The organism is Pseudoduganella sp. GW821-FHT11H04 (genome assembly GCF_058807935.1).
In genome coordinates this window covers 417,575-431,565 of the sequence record NZ_JBXARE010000002.1, presented here as the reverse complement: position 1 = coordinate 431,565, position 13,991 = coordinate 417,575, and the positions used below count along the sequence as shown (strand labels likewise).

The 13,991-nt window shown below is 63.1% G+C and carries 17 protein-coding genes; 16 read left to right on the top strand and 1 reads right to left on the bottom strand.

Annotation, left to right across the window (positions count from 1 at the left end):
• Nucleotides 1-12: 12 nt before the first annotated feature.
• The 16 genes from fliF to AC1RTP_RS05695 all read left to right on the top strand — a co-directional run bounded on the left by fliF (nt 13) and on the right by AC1RTP_RS05695 (nt 13,312).
• A complete protein-coding gene (gene fliF, locus AC1RTP_RS05770) occupies nt 13-1,782 on the top strand; it encodes a flagellar basal-body MS-ring/collar protein FliF (RefSeq protein ID WP_498605548.1) in 1,770 nt (589 codons plus the stop codon).
• Nucleotides 1,763-2,791 (top strand): flagellar motor switch protein FliG, encoded by a 1,029-nt coding sequence (locus tag AC1RTP_RS05765; protein ID WP_498605546.1) that lies wholly within the window; start codon nt 1,763-1,765, stop codon nt 2,789-2,791. Before fliF ends, AC1RTP_RS05765 begins: the two co-directional genes overlap by 20 nt.
• The gene (gene fliH, locus AC1RTP_RS05760) at nt 2,791-3,489 is read left to right on the top strand and encodes a flagellar assembly protein FliH (RefSeq protein WP_498605544.1); all 699 of its coding nucleotides are present in this window, start codon (nt 2,791-2,793) and stop codon (nt 3,487-3,489) included. Before AC1RTP_RS05765 ends, fliH begins: the two co-directional genes overlap by 1 nt.
• Entirely contained in the window at nt 3,486-4,796 is a 1,311-nt protein-coding gene (gene fliI, locus AC1RTP_RS05755; protein ID WP_498605542.1) for a flagellar protein export ATPase FliI, read from the top strand. The genes fliH and fliI overlap by 4 nt, the downstream gene beginning before the upstream one ends.
• A complete protein-coding gene (gene fliJ / locus AC1RTP_RS05750) occupies nt 4,793-5,230 on the top strand; it encodes a flagellar export protein FliJ (RefSeq protein ID WP_498605540.1) in 438 nt (145 codons plus the stop codon). The genes fliI and fliJ overlap by 4 nt, the downstream gene beginning before the upstream one ends.
• Nucleotides 5,231-5,317: 87 nt before the next feature.
• The gene (gene fliD, locus AC1RTP_RS05745; protein WP_498605538.1) at nt 5,318-6,715 is read left to right on the top strand and encodes a flagellar filament capping protein FliD; all 1,398 of its coding nucleotides are present in this window, start codon (nt 5,318-5,320) and stop codon (nt 6,713-6,715) included.
• A gap of 12 nt (nt 6,716-6,727) precedes the next feature.
• Complete coding sequence (gene fliS, locus AC1RTP_RS05740; RefSeq protein WP_498605537.1) at nt 6,728-7,114, top strand: flagellar export chaperone FliS; 387 nt, start codon at nt 6,728-6,730, stop codon at nt 7,112-7,114.
• On the top strand, nt 7,107-7,418 hold the full coding sequence (locus AC1RTP_RS05735) for a hypothetical protein (protein ID WP_498605536.1): 312 nt from the start codon (nt 7,107-7,109) through the stop codon (nt 7,416-7,418). The genes fliS and AC1RTP_RS05735 overlap by 8 nt, the downstream gene beginning before the upstream one ends.
• 2 nt (nt 7,419-7,420) lie before the next feature.
• On the top strand, nt 7,421-8,659 hold the full coding sequence (locus tag AC1RTP_RS05730) for a flagellar hook-length control protein FliK (RefSeq protein ID WP_498605535.1): 1,239 nt from the start codon (nt 7,421-7,423) through the stop codon (nt 8,657-8,659).
• Between the two features lie 7 nt (nt 8,660-8,666).
• Entirely contained in the window at nt 8,667-9,122 is a 456-nt protein-coding gene (locus tag AC1RTP_RS05725; RefSeq protein ID WP_498605532.1) for a flagellar basal body-associated FliL family protein, read from the top strand.
• A gap of 10 nt (nt 9,123-9,132) precedes the next feature.
• Nucleotides 9,133-9,849, top strand: a complete 717-nt coding sequence (locus tag AC1RTP_RS05720; RefSeq protein WP_498605531.1) for a FliA/WhiG family RNA polymerase sigma factor — start codon at nt 9,133-9,135, stop codon at nt 9,847-9,849.
• A gap of 41 nt (nt 9,850-9,890) precedes the next feature.
• Nucleotides 9,891-10,805 (top strand): flagellar motor stator protein MotA, encoded by a 915-nt coding sequence (gene motA, locus AC1RTP_RS05715; protein WP_498605529.1) that lies wholly within the window; start codon nt 9,891-9,893, stop codon nt 10,803-10,805.
• A complete protein-coding gene (locus AC1RTP_RS05710) occupies nt 10,789-11,775 on the top strand; it encodes a flagellar motor protein MotB (protein ID WP_498605527.1) in 987 nt (328 codons plus the stop codon). The genes motA and AC1RTP_RS05710 overlap by 17 nt, the downstream gene beginning before the upstream one ends.
• Entirely contained in the window at nt 11,765-12,070 is a 306-nt protein-coding gene (flgM, locus tag AC1RTP_RS05705; protein ID WP_498605524.1) for a flagellar biosynthesis anti-sigma factor FlgM, read from the top strand. The genes AC1RTP_RS05710 and flgM overlap by 11 nt, the downstream gene beginning before the upstream one ends.
• Complete coding sequence (gene flgN, locus AC1RTP_RS05700) at nt 12,067-12,495, top strand: flagellar export chaperone FlgN (protein WP_498605521.1); 429 nt, start codon at nt 12,067-12,069, stop codon at nt 12,493-12,495. The genes flgM and flgN overlap by 4 nt, the downstream gene beginning before the upstream one ends.
• Nucleotides 12,482-13,312 (top strand): glycoside hydrolase family 73 protein, encoded by an 831-nt coding sequence (locus AC1RTP_RS05695; RefSeq protein WP_498605519.1) that lies wholly within the window; start codon nt 12,482-12,484, stop codon nt 13,310-13,312. The genes flgN and AC1RTP_RS05695 overlap by 14 nt, the downstream gene beginning before the upstream one ends.
• On the opposite strand, the gene flgA is transcribed toward AC1RTP_RS05695, so the two are convergent.
• Entirely contained in the window at nt 13,272-13,988 is a 717-nt protein-coding gene (flgA, locus tag AC1RTP_RS05690; protein ID WP_498605517.1) for a flagellar basal body P-ring formation chaperone FlgA, read from the bottom strand. The genes AC1RTP_RS05695 and flgA overlap by 41 nt on opposite strands.
• Nucleotides 13,989-13,991 lie beyond the last annotated feature (3 nt).

Below are 13,991 nucleotides of genomic sequence, written 5' to 3'. Positions count from 1 at the left end.
GAAAGACCACACGTGATCGAGAACCTCAAGTCCGCCTTTGGACGCTGGCGTGGCGCCGCGGCTCCAGCTGTGCCGCCTGCTGTCGTAAAGAACCTGTACCCGCTGCTGTTGCTGGCCGTCGGCGTCACCGCGCTTGTGCTGATGGTAATGTGGAAGGACCAGAGCGGCTACAAGCCTGTCTTTGGCCAACGCGAAAAAGTCGCGGCCGCCGACATGATGAATGTGCTCGATGCGGAAAAAATTTCGTACCGCATTCATCCGGACACCGGCCAGGTGCTGGTACCGGAAGGCAAGCTGGGCCAGGTGCGCATGATGCTGGCCGCAAAAGGCGTGACCGCGCAACTGCCGGCCGGCCTTGAATTGATGGACAAGAGCGATCCGCTGGGCGTGTCGCAATTCGTGCAGGACGTGCGCTTCCGCCGCGGCCTGGAAGGCGAACTGGCGCAATCGATCATGACGCTGGATGCCATCTCGCATGCGCGCGTGCATCTGTCGATCGCCAAGTCCACCTCATTCGTATCGAGCGATGGCGAAAAATCTTCCGCATCGGTGGTGATCGCTACCAAGCCGGGCCGTACGCTGGCTCCTGAGCACATTGCCGCCATCGTCAATATGGTGTCGGGCAGCGTTGCCTCGCTGAACCCTGCACGCGTGAGCCTGGTTGACCAGTCGGGAAACCTGCTCTCTTCGCACGTCGACCTGAGCGAAACTTTCGACGCTTCCACCGCCACTAACGAGAACGCCAAACGCCAGCAAGACGAAATCCGCAACAACATCCACGGCCTGCTGGGCCCTATCGTCGGCGACAACAATTTCCGCGTCAGCGTGACTGCCGATGTCGATAACGACAAGGTCGAAGAAACCGTTGAGAAATATGGCGCCGATCCAAAGGTGACCAGCGAAGCGATGCGCGAAGAGCAGGACCGCAACCGCATTGCGATGGGCGTGCCAGGCACCCTGTCCAACCGACCACCGCAACAGCAGGCAGCCGATGCCGCTGCGGCAGGCGGCACGGCAGGTGCGCCGGGCCAGGCGCCGGAAGGCACCAACCGCAAGAACGCCACCACACGGCAGTTCGCTTACGACCGCAGCATCACCTCGACCAAGCGCGCCCGTGGCCGCATGGTGCGCCAGAACGTGGCCGTGGTGCTGGCGCAGGCCGCTGCGCCCTTCCCTAAAACCGGCTGGACCCCGGCTGAGATCGCCAATATCGACAAGGTGCTGCGCAGCGGCCTGGGCATCAATGAAGACCGCGGCGACAAGCTCGTCGTGAGCGCCATGAACTTCCCGGCGAAAGCGGCGGAGACCCCATGGTGGCAGGAACGCGATACGGTGGTCGATTCGGCTAACTGGATCGGTTATGCGATTGCATTGCTGCTGGCCTACCTGCTGCTGGCGCGTCCGCTGCTGCGCATGCTGACCGCACGCTTCGCCCCGCCAGCTCCAGCACAAGCGGCCAAGCCTGCACTGGCGGGCACAGCCGCACGCCAGGCGCAGGCGGAGGCAACCGCGGTTGCAGCTGCCGGCACCGCGCTGCCTGGCGCCATTGCACCGGCGGCTGCACTAGGCTCTCCGGAGGAAGCAATCGCCGGCAAGACGGGCGCGCTGGAAGGCAGCCAGATGCCCGTCGTGCCTTTGCTGGAAAACTACGATTTGCCTCCGGCCGGCTCCCCGGTCGACGTAATGGTGGACCACCTCAAGGTTCTGGCCGAGAAAGAGCCGGAGCGCGTAGCCGAAGTCGTCAAACAATGGATGCAGAAAAATGGCCGACATCAACAATAACCTGGACCAGGTTCATGAACAGGGCCTGAGCCCGGTCGAGCAAGCCGCCATCGTGCTGCTGTCGATCGGCGAAGAGCCGGCCGCTGCCGTGCTGCGCTGCCTGTCGCGTGAAGAGCTGCTGGAAGTTACCCAGGTGATGTCGCGCATGAGCGGCATCAAGGTGGAAGAAGTGAAAACTGCCATGCAAACCTTCTTCGATGACTACCGCCAGCAATCCGGCGTGCATGGCGCCTCGCGCTCCTTCCTCAAGCGTTCGCTGGACCTGGCGCTGGGCGGCGATATCGCGAACACCGTGCTGAACAGCATTTACGGCGACGAGCTGCGCCCGAAAATGGCGCGCCTGCAGTGGGCTTCGCCGAAATGGCTGGCCGATTACATCGCCAACGAACACGTGCAGATGCAGGCGGTCTTCCTGGCCTTCCTGCCGCCGGCGCTGGCCGGCCAGATCCTGGACGCGCTGCCGCTGGAAGGGCGAGACCTGGTGCTGCTGAACATGGCGCGCCTGGACGAGATCGACCGCGACCTGCTGCTGGAACTGGAAGAGCTGGTCAACCGCTGCCTGTCCTCCTTCGATTCGCAATCGACCAGCGTGGAAGGCGTACGCCAGGTCGCGGAGATCCTCAACCGACTGCCGGGCAACCGCGCCCAGATCGTCGAACTGCTGCGCGCCCACGATCCGGAAGTGGTGGAACAGATTGAAATGCAGATGTACGACTTCCTCATCCTGTCGACCCAGACCGAAGTCACCCTGACCCGCATCATCGAGGAAGTGCCGCTGGAACAGTGGGCCATCGCGCTCAAAGGCGCCGAGCCCGCGATCCGCGACGCCGTGCTGAAGACGATGCCGAAACGCCAGGCCCAAGCCTTCGAAGACATGATGCGCCGCGCCGGTCCGGTGCCGATGTCGCGCATCGAAGCGACACGCCAGGAAATCATGGCCACCGTCAAAGCGTTGGCCGATGCCGGCGAAGTCGAAGTACAGCTCTTCGCCGAAACGGTGATCGAATAATGAAACAGTTCCGCCCCTACCGTTTCCCGCCGCTGCAGCAGTACGTGCATCCGCACGGCGCCAACGCTGGACAGGGTCACCTGGTCGACGCCGCGCAATGGCAGGCTTCGGTCAGCGAAGGGTTCGAACAGGGCCAACGCGACGGCTATGAAATCGGCTTGCAGCGCGGCCAGGAAGATGGCTTTGAAGCAGGCCGCCAGCAAGGCGTTGAGCTGGGCCGTGAAGAGGGACGCCAGGAGACCCTGGTCGGCTTCGACCAGTTGGCACGTCCGGTGGACGGCATGCTGAAATCGCTGAAGAAACTGCGCGCCGATTACCGTGCGGCGCAGCGCAAGGAAGTGGTGGACCTGGTGGCGAAAGTGGCGCGCAATGTGATCCGCGCCGAGCTCGCCCTGCAGCCGGTGCAGATCATGGCCCTGGTCGACGAGACCCTGGCCTCCATGCCGCCAACGCGCGACGAGATCGACGTCTACCTGAATCCGGAAGAAGTCAAACGCATCATGGAAGTCGATTCCAAGCGCGCCAAGCGCTGGAACCTGATCGGCGATGCCCGCCTCGACCTGGGCGAATGCCATATCCGCGCTGGCGATACGGAAGTCGATGCCGGCTGTCATCAGCGTCTTGCTGCGGTCATGGAACAGGTCGATAATCAATTGCAGGCTGCCGATGGCGGCGACGACGCTGAGAGCGAAGAATGATTGCCGAAGCATTGCGCAAACTGGAACTCGACGACGTTCCGCTGGCGACCCCGACCGGACGTCTGGTGGGCGCGTCCGGCCTGCTGCTGGAGGCCACGGGTTGCAAGCTGCACACCGGCCAGCGTTGCCAGATCGAGACAGTCGATGGCGACTGGCTCGACGCGCAAGTGGTGGGCTTCCGCGACAAGCTGACCTTCCTGATGCCGTTCAAAAAAGCGTCCGGCCTGACAACCGGCGCGCGCGTGCTGCCGACCAATGACAAGGGCAGCTTGCAGATCGGCGACAGCTGGCTGGGCCGCATGGTCAATGGCATCGGCGAACCGATTGATGGCCTGGGCAAGCTGGGCGGCGAGCATGCGCTGGACGCGCAGCCCCCGCGCGTCAATCCGCTCAAGAAACAACCGGTCATCGACCCGCTCGACGTTGGCGTGCGCGCGATCAACAGCATGCTAACGCTCGGCAAAGGCCAGCGCGTCGGCTTGATGGCCGGCTCCGGCGTCGGCAAGTCTGTGCTGCTGGGCCTGATTACCCGCCAGACCGTGGCCGATGTCGTGGTGGTCGGCCTGATCGGCGAACGCTCGCGCGAAGTCCGTGAATTCATCGAAATGTCGCTCGGTCCGGATGGCTTGAAGAAGGCTGTGCTGGTGATCGCGCCGGCCGACGAGTCGCCGCTGATGCGCATCATGGCAACCGAGCTGTGCCACTCCGTCGCGGCCCATTACCGCGACCAGGGCAAGAACGTGCTGCTGCTGGTCGATTCGCTGACCCGCTACGCCATGGCCTTGCGCGAAGTAGCGCTGGCCCTGGGCGAGCCGCCTGCCACCAAGGGCTATCCGCCATCGGTGTTTTCCGCCCTGCCCCAGCTCGTTGAGTCCGCCGGCAATGGCGAGAACCCTTACGGCAGCATGAGCGCGATCTACACCGTGCTGGCCGAAGGCGATGACCAGCAGGACCCGGTGGTCGATACCGCCCGCGCGATCCTGGATGGCCACATCGTGCTCACGCGCGAACTGGCCGAGCGCGGCCACTACCCGGCAATCAATATTGCCGCCTCGATCAGCCGCTGCATGAACCACGTGATCTCGCGCGAGCACATGCTGGCCGCGCGCGCACTGAAAGCCTCGATGGCGCGCCACGAACGTGTGCGCGACCTGATACCGCTTGGCGCCTATGTGCCCGGCGCCGATCCTGTCACCGATAAAGCGGTGAACCTGAATCCGCATATCGAAGAATTCCTGTGCCAGGGCACCCGCGAAGCGGCGCCTTATGAAAATTGCGTGTCCCAGCTTGAAAGGTTAATGGCATGACCACGCCCCAGCACACCATCCGCAGCCTGTCGACCCTGGTCGATATGCGCAGCAACGAAGTGGACCGGCTGCAATCGGAAATGGCTTCCAAGGAAAACGTGCGCGAGCGCTACAAGAAGACGCTCGACAAGCTGACCGACCTGTACCAGAGCAGCGGCGCTTCCGGCCGCCTGCCGATGGCGCTGGCCGTCAATTGCGGCGATTACAAGCAAGGCGTGATGGCCATGGCCGACAGCCAGCGCCTCAACCTGCACATGCATGAGGCCGACATGGCGGTGTCGCAGCGCGCCCTGACCGCAGCCTATGTCAAGCGCGAGGTGCTGGGCCAGGTGCTGGAGCGGCACCAGGATGCGGCGGCGACGCAGCAGCGGGCGCAAGAGCGCAAGCGTCATGATGAATTGGCAACCCAACTGTGGTACCGCGGGCATAAATGAAAAGCTGAGCTGGAGATTTCATGAAGTCGCAACTTTGGTCGCCTCTTACCTTGGTACACTTCATTTAATTTCCTCGGAGCACGAGAAATGGCAACTTCTGTCCCTACATACGACCCTAAGACCACGGCCACGCAATTGGCCCAAATCTACACCCAGGGCCGACAGTCGATGATCGATGCGCAGTCGAGCATCGCCACTGCCACAGACAAGGCGCTGAGCACGCTCAGCCTGGCGATGGGCAGCTTCCGCAGCTCGCTTTCCTCGCTGTCCTCCTCGGGCTCGGTCGTAGCCAATAAGGCAACGTTCAGTTCCGACGTCGGCACTGCCACCGCGAACGCCACCGCAGTGGCCGGCAATTACCAGTTCTATGTTGAACAATTGGCCACGGCAGGCCAGGTCTCGTACAGCGGCGTCGCCGACTCCAATGTGGTGGGCGCAGCAGCCGGCACCCTGTCAGTCAAACTGGCCGACGGCAGCAGCTTCACCGTCAACCTGGCCAATGGCGACAAGGACGCAAACAATATGCTGAGCGCGAAGGAAATCGCCGCCGCCATCAATATGGAAGCGACGAATAATTCGCGCGTAACCGCTTCGACCCTGACGGTCAACGGCCAGACCCGCCTGGTACTGACCTCGAACCTGACCGGGCAGAACAACAGCGTGGCCGGCATCGACACTACCAACCTCGGCGATGCCAACCTGAAGACAGCGCTGGGCGACCCGAATATGGCCGCACAAGCCGGCACCGACGCCATCATCTGGGTCGGCGCCCAGAACAGCGCGCCAGCCAACAAGATCACGCAAGCGTCGAACACCTTCAGCGTGGTGGACGGCGTGTCGATGACTTTCAACAAAGCCCAGGTGCCGGGTGCGGCGCCGGCCACCCTGAACGTATCGCGCGACAGCGGCGGCACCGCCGGTAATGTGCAAAACTTCGTCGACCAGTGGAACAAGATGATGGGCACGCTGTCCGACCTGACTGCGGCCGGCGATGCAGCAAAAGGCAAGGACAGCGGCATCTACGCATCCGACGCCGGCATTGCTGCGCTCAAGTCGCGTATGCAGTCGCTGCTGCGCACTTCGGTGGGCGGCGCCAGCCTCGTCACCTATGGCATCAGCGCCCAGCGCGACGGCACCTTGGCGCTGGACAAAACGCGCATGGACAAGGCACTGGCCACCAACCCGACCGGGCTGGACGCCATCCTGGGCAAGGTCAGCCTCACCGCGCCGAGCGGCGTGCTGGGCAACCTCGACACGCTGTTGAACAGCTGGACCAAGACCGGCACCGGCCAACTGGCCAGCCGCAGGAACGCGAACGCACACCTGCAAACCGAGCTGACGGCCCGCCAGGCCGCCCTGCAAACCCAATACGACAACGCCTACAACCGTTACCTGGCCCAGTTCACCCAGCTGCAAAGCCTGCAGTCCCAGATGAGCGGCACCACGGGCATGTTTGAAGCTATGTTCAGTAAAAACGATTCCTGAAGGTTTTAAAAAATGGATCACGAAGCCTACGGCAGTTATCACGCCACCAATCTCGAAGCCCAGACAGCCCGCGCCACACCAGTCGAACTGGTGCTGGTGCTGACCGATGGTTTGCTGGAAGAGCTGGCACGCGCCCGCGGCCACATCATGGGCAAGCGCTACGAGCAGAAAGCGCTGAGCCTGGACAAGTGCACGGAAATCATCAATGGCCTGGCCAGCTCGCTCGACTTCGAGCAAGGCGGCGAGGTGGTGGCCAACCTGGGCCGCCTGTATGACTATTGCGCCGCCCGCCTGTACCGAGCCGGGGTCGATATGGACCCGGCCGTGATCGACGAAATCGTTGGATTGCTCACGACGATCCGCGCCGGCTGGCAAGGCGTGCATGACAAGCATGGATAGGCGCCAGACGCTGCTGCAGCTGGCGCAGCAGATGAACGCCGCCACCGCCGCCAAAGACTGGCAGGCGCTGGCGGCGATTAATACTTTGATGGGCAACACCCTGCCCCAGCTGGCGGCGCAGGGCAAGTGGACTCCGGCCGAGCGCGCCGCGCTGGCTGCATTGCGCGATTTGCACCTGGCGGCCGTGGCCAAAGTTGACGGCGCGGCCGTCGAGTTGGGCCAGCACCTGCAAGATATGACCAACAACAGAGAGGGCTGGCTCGCCTATGCCCTCGACAGCGGCGACGCTGAAACCGGAACTTGAGCATGATGAACTTGCCTGCGGCGAATGCCGCCCCCGCTACCAACGGCGCCGCGAACGCCGCCAGCACCGCCAAGGGCTCGAGCGCGGCCAATGCCGGCCAGCCGCCGCCAGCAGCCAACGCCGCGAAGGCCGCACCGGTGAAGGCCGGCGCGCAAGCTAGCGGCCAGCCTGGCTCCAATTCCAGCGCCGCAGCGCAGCCCGCGACCATTCCATTCGGCGCCATGCTTGGCGCCATGTCCGATGCGGCCGACGACAGCAAAGGCGATGCGCAAGATAGCAGCAGCGACGAAGCCGCCGCAGCCGCACTCGCCACCATGCTGCCCGCCATGGGCAACCTGCCGCTCGCCGGCACGCCAGGCGCCACGCCAGGCAGCGTGGCCGCCGTTGCCGCCGCCCTGACCAGCGCCGCAAATACAGTTAATGCTGCAGACGCCCTGCTCCGCCAGCAAGCGCAGGCAAGCACATTGGCGGCGCGCGAAGCTGCCGCCGAAGCCTCCCAGGCGCCAGCCGCATCCCTGCTCAACGCACGCGCCGCAATGCTGGCCGCAACAGTCCCCCCCCTGCCGGACGGCAGCCAGCAAGCCTCCGTATCGGGCCAGCCAGTCGCCAGCCGAACTTCAGCGAGCGAAGCCTTGTCGGCCGCACTCACCGCCCTGCAAGGCGGCCAGGCTGCCGACAGCAGCGCCGCTCCGATCATCGCCAAAGACAGTGCCAGCCTGCTGGCCGACAGCCAACGCCAGCCTGGCGACGCCAGCGCCCTGCAAGGCTTCCGCAGCGTGCTCGCCAACACCGCCGCCAGCCAGTCCGGCGATGCGCTGCACCTGAGCGGCAGCCCCGAGCAATGGCAGCAGCCACTGCGCGCCGCCTTGGGCGACCGCCTGCAACTGCAACTGTCGCGCAACGACGAGCGCGCCGTGATCCGCCTTGAACCGCCTAATATGGGCAGTGTCGAAATCTCGGTGCGACATAGCGGCGGCGCACTGCAAGTGAATATCGCGGCCAGCCACAGCGAAGTACTGCGCCAGCTGAACACCATCGGCGATGCCGTACGCCAGGACCTGTCGCAGCGCCAGTTGGGCGAAGTCGCGGTCACGGTGTCGTCGAGCAACGCGCGCAGCCCGGCCGATGGCGGCCAGCAGCAGCGCCAGCAACAATCCGGGCAACAACGCCAGCCAGGCCGAGGCCTGGACGACGGTGAAGCCGGCACCACCACATTTGCCATGTTGGGCGAACGGGAGTAAGCATTCAATGAATAAGAAACTGGTTCTGATCGTGGCAGCCGTGCTGCTGGTGGGCGCAGGCGCCGCCGGAGGCGCAGTCTGGTACATGAAGGGCAAAGGCGCCGAGCCGGCCAAGGCAGAAGCGGCAGAGAAAAAGCCCGGTGAACCGCTGAAATACCTGACCATCGAAAAAGTCATCGTCATGCTGCGCCGCCAGCCAGGCGACACCGTGCCGCACTATATGTCGGCCGACCTCGTTATCTCGACCACGCTCAAGCAGGAGAAGGAAGCCAAGGAAGCGTTGCCGCTGCTGCGCAGCGTAGCCGTACGTTCCCTGTCGGCCCTGCCGATGGAAAAAGCATCCATGATGACCATCGACCAGTTTGTCGAAGAATTGAACAAGGCCTACGATGAAGCCTATGCGAAGGAGCAGCGCGAGCGCCCCTTCAAAGAGGTCATGATCGGCAAATTGATCCTGGAATAAAGAGGCTGCCATGGGATTGGTGGACACGCTTGCAGACCCTTATGCCGAAAACTACGGCGCGGTCAGCGTAGCCGACGAGCAAAAGCACCTGCTCGCCTACGCCCCGCTGGTCAAGCGCATCGTGCGCCAGCTGAACTCGCAAGTACAAGGCGCGATCGACCGCGACGATATGGAGCAGATCGGCCTGATGGGCCTACTCGAAGCCCTGCGCCGTTACGGCGAGCCCGACGCGTCTTTCGGCAGCTACGCCTCGCTGCGTGTACGAGGCGCCATCCTCGACGAGCTGCGCCGCCAGGACTGGCGCCCGCGCGCCGTACGCCAGCAAAGCCACAAGATGCGCGACGCCGTGCGCGACCTGACGCGCAAGCTGGGCCGCGAACCAAGCGAGCAGGAAACCATGACCGCGCTCGGCCTCGATGCGGAGGGCTACCAGGCTTACCTGCTTGATGAAAACGCAGAAACCATCGCCAGCTTCGACGAGATCCTGCAAGACACCCTGGCCGACACCGGCAGCGTCGCCGGCCCGGAAGAGCAGCTGATGATACGCCGCAGCCTGGAGCAGGCATTGAACGGACTCGACGAGCGCGAGCAGCGCGTGATCCAGATGTATTACGAATTCGAGCTCAGCTACAAAGAAATCGCCGCCGTGCTGGACCTGACCGACGCCCGCGTCTGCCAGTTGAACAAGCAGGCCCTGAACAAGATGAAAGCGGTGCTGGCGGCCTGAGCCGCTGCGCTATGTGCACAGACATTCGAAAGGCATAAACCATGCAGCAATTATTCGGCATCATGATCGTGTTTGGCTCCGTGTTCGGTGGCTACGCCATGATGGGCGGCCACTTCACGGCGATCTGGCAGCCGCTGGAGCTGCTGGTGATTGCCGGCGCCGGCTTTGGCGCCTTCGTCATCGGCAACCCGCGCCACGTGCTGGCCGAGACCATGACCCAGTGCAAGCACCTGCTGTCGCGCAAGAAGTACGACTCGGAATTCCAGCGCCAGCTGCTGCTGCTGATGTACGAACTGCTGCAATTGGCCGCAGGCGGCCTGAAGGCGCTGGACGCGCACGTTGAAGCGCCGCGCGAATCGCCGCTGTTCCAGCGCTACCCGCTGATCCTGGAAGAACCCAAGTTGCTGGCCTTTATTGTCGACAATTTCCGCCTCATGGCCATGGGCAAGATCAATGCCCACGAGCTGGAAGGCGTGCTGGAACAGGAACTGGAAGCCATCCACGAAGAACTGACCCAGCCGGCCAAGTCGCTCAACAAGATCGCCGAAGCGATGCCGGGCTTCGGTATCCTGGCCGCCGTGCTGGGCATCGTGATCACCATGGGCACCGTGGGCGAAGGCGCCACCTCGGCCGAAATCGCCGAGCACGTCGGCGCGGCCATGGTCGGTACCTTCATCGGTATCTTCCTGTGCTACGGCGTGCTGGATCCGATCTCCAATATGCTCAAGCAGCTGGTGGTGCAGGAAGCCTCCACCATGGAAAGCGTGAAGGTGGTGCTGGTGACCCACGTGGCCGGCAAGCCGCCGTTGCTGGCGATCGACGCCGGCCGCCGCCTGGTGCAGCTGAACATCAAGCCAAGTTTCGCCCAGCTCGAAGGCTGGATCAATGCAATGGAAGGCGGCGACGAGCCTGAGTCGACCTCGCGCCGAGGAGGTGGCCGTGCTAAAGCCGCATGACAAGCACCATGAGCAAACCATCGTCAAGCGCGGCGGTGGCAAGCACAAGCATGATGAGCACGGCGGGGCCTGGAAAGTAGCGTTCGCCGACTTTTGCCTGGCCCTGATGTGCCTCTTCCTCGTGCTGTGGCTGATGGCCGTGCGCAACCAGGAAGCGCTGGAACACGTGCTGACCCAGTCCGACGGCAGCAAGACCGACGTCGGCAAGGGCGTGATGCCGGAACAGGTTGGCGGCCCGCGCGGCAGCCTGATCGAACGCTTCCCGATGCCGCGCACCGGCAATACCGATGTCGATGGCAACGCCACGCAAGGCTATAACAAGAGCCCGACACAGACCGCCGAAAACCGCGTGCGCTATGAGTCGCCGGAAGACCTCAAGCTGTTGTCGAAAACGCTCAGCAAGATGAGCGAAGAGAACGGCCTCTCCAGCAACCTGGAAGCGGTAATCACCCCGTACGGCCTGCGCGTCATGCTGCATGACACCGACAGCCAGGGCATGTTCGTGCGCGGCTCGGCGGTGCCGACCGATAAGTTCGCGCGCCTGCTGCAAAGCATGGGCCCGCTGTTCGCGCGCATGGAAAATCAGATGCTGATCGTCGGCCACACAGACTCCTCGCAATACGCCGACACCAGCTACAAAGCCTTCTCCAATTGGAACCTCTCCAGCAACCGCGCCATGGCGGCGCGCTCGCAGCTGCTGGCCGGCACCATGCCGCAGGACAGCGTGCTGCAGGTGGTGGGCATGGCCGACCGTGCGCCGCTCGATGCCAAACGGGCCGATGCTGGTGTCAACCGCCGAATCGAACTACTGATCCTCACCAACAACCAGGCGAAATCCATCGCCGATATGTTTGGTATGCCAAGCAGCAAGACTGCTATCATCCGGGAATCGGACCTGCCCGAACCTGGCCTCTTGCAGAAATTGCGACAACAACTACTGCCTGGCAAGGGGAAGAGCAATGGCCATTAATGTTAAGTCAAGAGGAAGCCGTATGAGGATTTCCGGTTCCACACCAGGCACTCCGGTGCAAACCGTTTCCGACAGCGCGCCAGCGGAATCGGCGCACCCGGCCAACGCCCCTGCCGCCCAGCGCGAGCTGGAAACTGCTGTGATGCAGCCCGCCATCAAGGCGATGAAGGAAATGGGCGATATCGACCACGAACGCGTGGCGCAGTTGCGCGACGCACTGGCCAAGGGAGAACTGCCCTTCGACGCCGGCAAGCTGGCCGGCCTGATCCAGAAATTCCACCGGGGCGAGCAGTGAAAGATTTGTCACGCCAGGACGCGATGAAGATGCTGTTGGAGGGCATCCAGGCGGACTTGCAAAGTTATCAGCAAATGCTGGACCTGATTGCCCAGCAATTTGAAGCTGCCGTACGCCACCAGAGCGAGCGCCTTGGTGAGCTCGCGAAAGAAATCGGCGCGCTGGTCGATGTCCTGGAAGCGCGCCGCGCCCAGCGGGTCGAACTGGCTACCCGCCTGACCGGCCCGACACCATCGATGGAACAGGTTTTCGCCCTGCTCAAGCCCGAGCCGCGTGCGCGGCTGGAAGCTGACTGGGCCCAGCTCGAAGCCATGGTGCAGACGGCGCGCGAAATGGGCCGCCGCAATGCCGATTTGCTGGCGGAGCAATACACCATCATGCAGCGCGTGCTGCATGGCGACGATCAAACTTATGAGCCGGTCTGACTTCACTGCATTGACGCCCGCCACCGCGCCTACCAAGGCAACGTCGGCGACCAGCAGCAATATGAGCGCCACGCGCCCAGTGCTGCCGGCCTCGTTCAGCACCAGCATCGCGACCAACGCAGCCGCCGCACACGCCGCCGGCAACGCGCCAGCGGGAGCCGCCATGAGCGCCACCTTCCGCCAAGTGCATGACGAGGTCGCCCGCTATATCGCCTCCGCCGGCACAGCAAGCTCCGGCTCCGCTTCCGCAGGCAGCGCCCTGACCGCCGACGGCGCCGCTTTGCGCGCCCGTATCGCCGCCCGCGCAATCGGCGGCACCGACACACCAGCCGGCGAAAATGGCGTCCCTGACGCCGCCCAGCAAGCCTTCCTGGAGGCGATCCGTCCACACGCCGAAGCAGCCGCAGCCCGCCTTGGCGTGGCGCCGGAACTGGTCGTCGCCCATGCGGCACTGGAAACAGGCTGGGGCCGTCACGCCCCCGCCAACAATATGTTCGGCATCAAGGCCGGCGGCACTTGGCAAGGCGCCGTGCAAGCCCTCGCAACAGTAGAAGTGGAAGGCGGCGCAGCGCACAACCGCAAGGAACAATTCCGCGGCTATGGCGATATGGCAGGCTCATTTGAAGACTACGCCGGCATGCTGCTGGACAACCCACGCTATCGCCGCGCCCTTAACACCGGCAGCGATGCCGAGGCCTTCGCCCACGCCCTGCAAGCGGGCGGCTACGCCACCGATCCTGCCTATGCCGACAAGCTGGGGAAAGTCGCCGCCAGCATCAAGGCAGCTCAGCTGGCTCCACCGTCCCGACGTCAATAACGCGCGCCCTGATCTGGGTGCCGCTGCTGTTTTTCACCCGTATCACCGCCCCCCGCACGCCGTTATCCATCGCCTCGCCCGACATCGAGACCTCAATCTGCTCGCGCCGCGCAACGATGCGCACCTGTTCGCCCCGTTTGACCAATTGCGGCGCCACCAGCATGTTCTGGCGCATGACTTCACCGGTGCGGATACTGCGCCGCGCAGCCATGCCTTCAAGCTCGCCAACATTAAAAAAAGCGTCAGGAATCAAGGTGATATCGTGGCGCTGCCACAACAAATCTAAAGGCGACAGAATTTTTCCAGACATTAAATCGTTTGCAGCAACGGCAACCTTTGCCGAAACCTTGCCTTTTGCAATGAATTCATAGCGCCATCCTTGCAAGTTTGGGCAGACGGCAACGAAGCGCATGCGCGCAATCCCCCGCGGATCAAGGCTCTCCACTCGAACTTCAGAGGGACAGGCCGGAATCACGCGATTATTTCGTATCACTTCCACATCGAACTTCGCCTCCTGCCAGCGCTGATTTTCTGACAGGTTTTGCAATTGATTTTTTGCAGCTTCTTGTATCTTGCTCAACAAATCATCCATTTCTGAAGCACTTGCCACATGGTAATGACAAATGCTCAAGAGCAACAAAACGCGGAAAACATGTACAATAGGATTGTTGGGCATAGG

Bases quoted from the DNA above. Each gene is read 5' to 3' on its own strand.
- AC1RTP_RS05765 (WP_498605546.1), top strand. From the start codon at position 1,763: ATGGCCGACATCAACAATAACCTGGACCAGGTTCATGAACAGGGCCTG.
- fliH (WP_498605544.1), top strand. From the start codon at position 2,791: ATGAAACAGTTCCGCCCCTACCGTTTCCCGCCGCTGCAGCAGTACGTG.
- fliI (WP_498605542.1), top strand. From the start codon at position 3,486: ATGATTGCCGAAGCATTGCGCAAACTGGAACTCGACGACGTTCCGCTG.
- fliJ (WP_498605540.1), top strand. From the start codon at position 4,793: ATGACCACGCCCCAGCACACCATCCGCAGCCTGTCGACCCTGGTCGAT.
- fliD (WP_498605538.1), top strand. From the start codon at position 5,318: ATGGCAACTTCTGTCCCTACATACGACCCTAAGACCACGGCCACGCAA.
- fliS (WP_498605537.1), top strand. From the start codon at position 6,728: ATGGATCACGAAGCCTACGGCAGTTATCACGCCACCAATCTCGAAGCC.
- AC1RTP_RS05735 (WP_498605536.1), top strand. From the start codon at position 7,107: ATGGATAGGCGCCAGACGCTGCTGCAGCTGGCGCAGCAGATGAACGCC.
- AC1RTP_RS05730 (WP_498605535.1), top strand. From the start codon at position 7,421: ATGATGAACTTGCCTGCGGCGAATGCCGCCCCCGCTACCAACGGCGCC.
- AC1RTP_RS05725 (WP_498605532.1), top strand. From the start codon at position 8,667: ATGAATAAGAAACTGGTTCTGATCGTGGCAGCCGTGCTGCTGGTGGGC.
- AC1RTP_RS05720 (WP_498605531.1), top strand. From the start codon at position 9,133: ATGGGATTGGTGGACACGCTTGCAGACCCTTATGCCGAAAACTACGGC.
- motA (WP_498605529.1), top strand. From the start codon at position 9,891: ATGCAGCAATTATTCGGCATCATGATCGTGTTTGGCTCCGTGTTCGGT.
- flgM (WP_498605524.1), top strand. From the start codon at position 11,765: ATGGCCATTAATGTTAAGTCAAGAGGAAGCCGTATGAGGATTTCCGGT.
- AC1RTP_RS05695 (WP_498605519.1), top strand. From the start codon at position 12,482: ATGAGCCGGTCTGACTTCACTGCATTGACGCCCGCCACCGCGCCTACC.
- flgA (WP_498605517.1), bottom strand. From the start codon at position 13,988: ATGCCCAACAATCCTATTGTACATGTTTTCCGCGTTTTGTTGCTCTTG.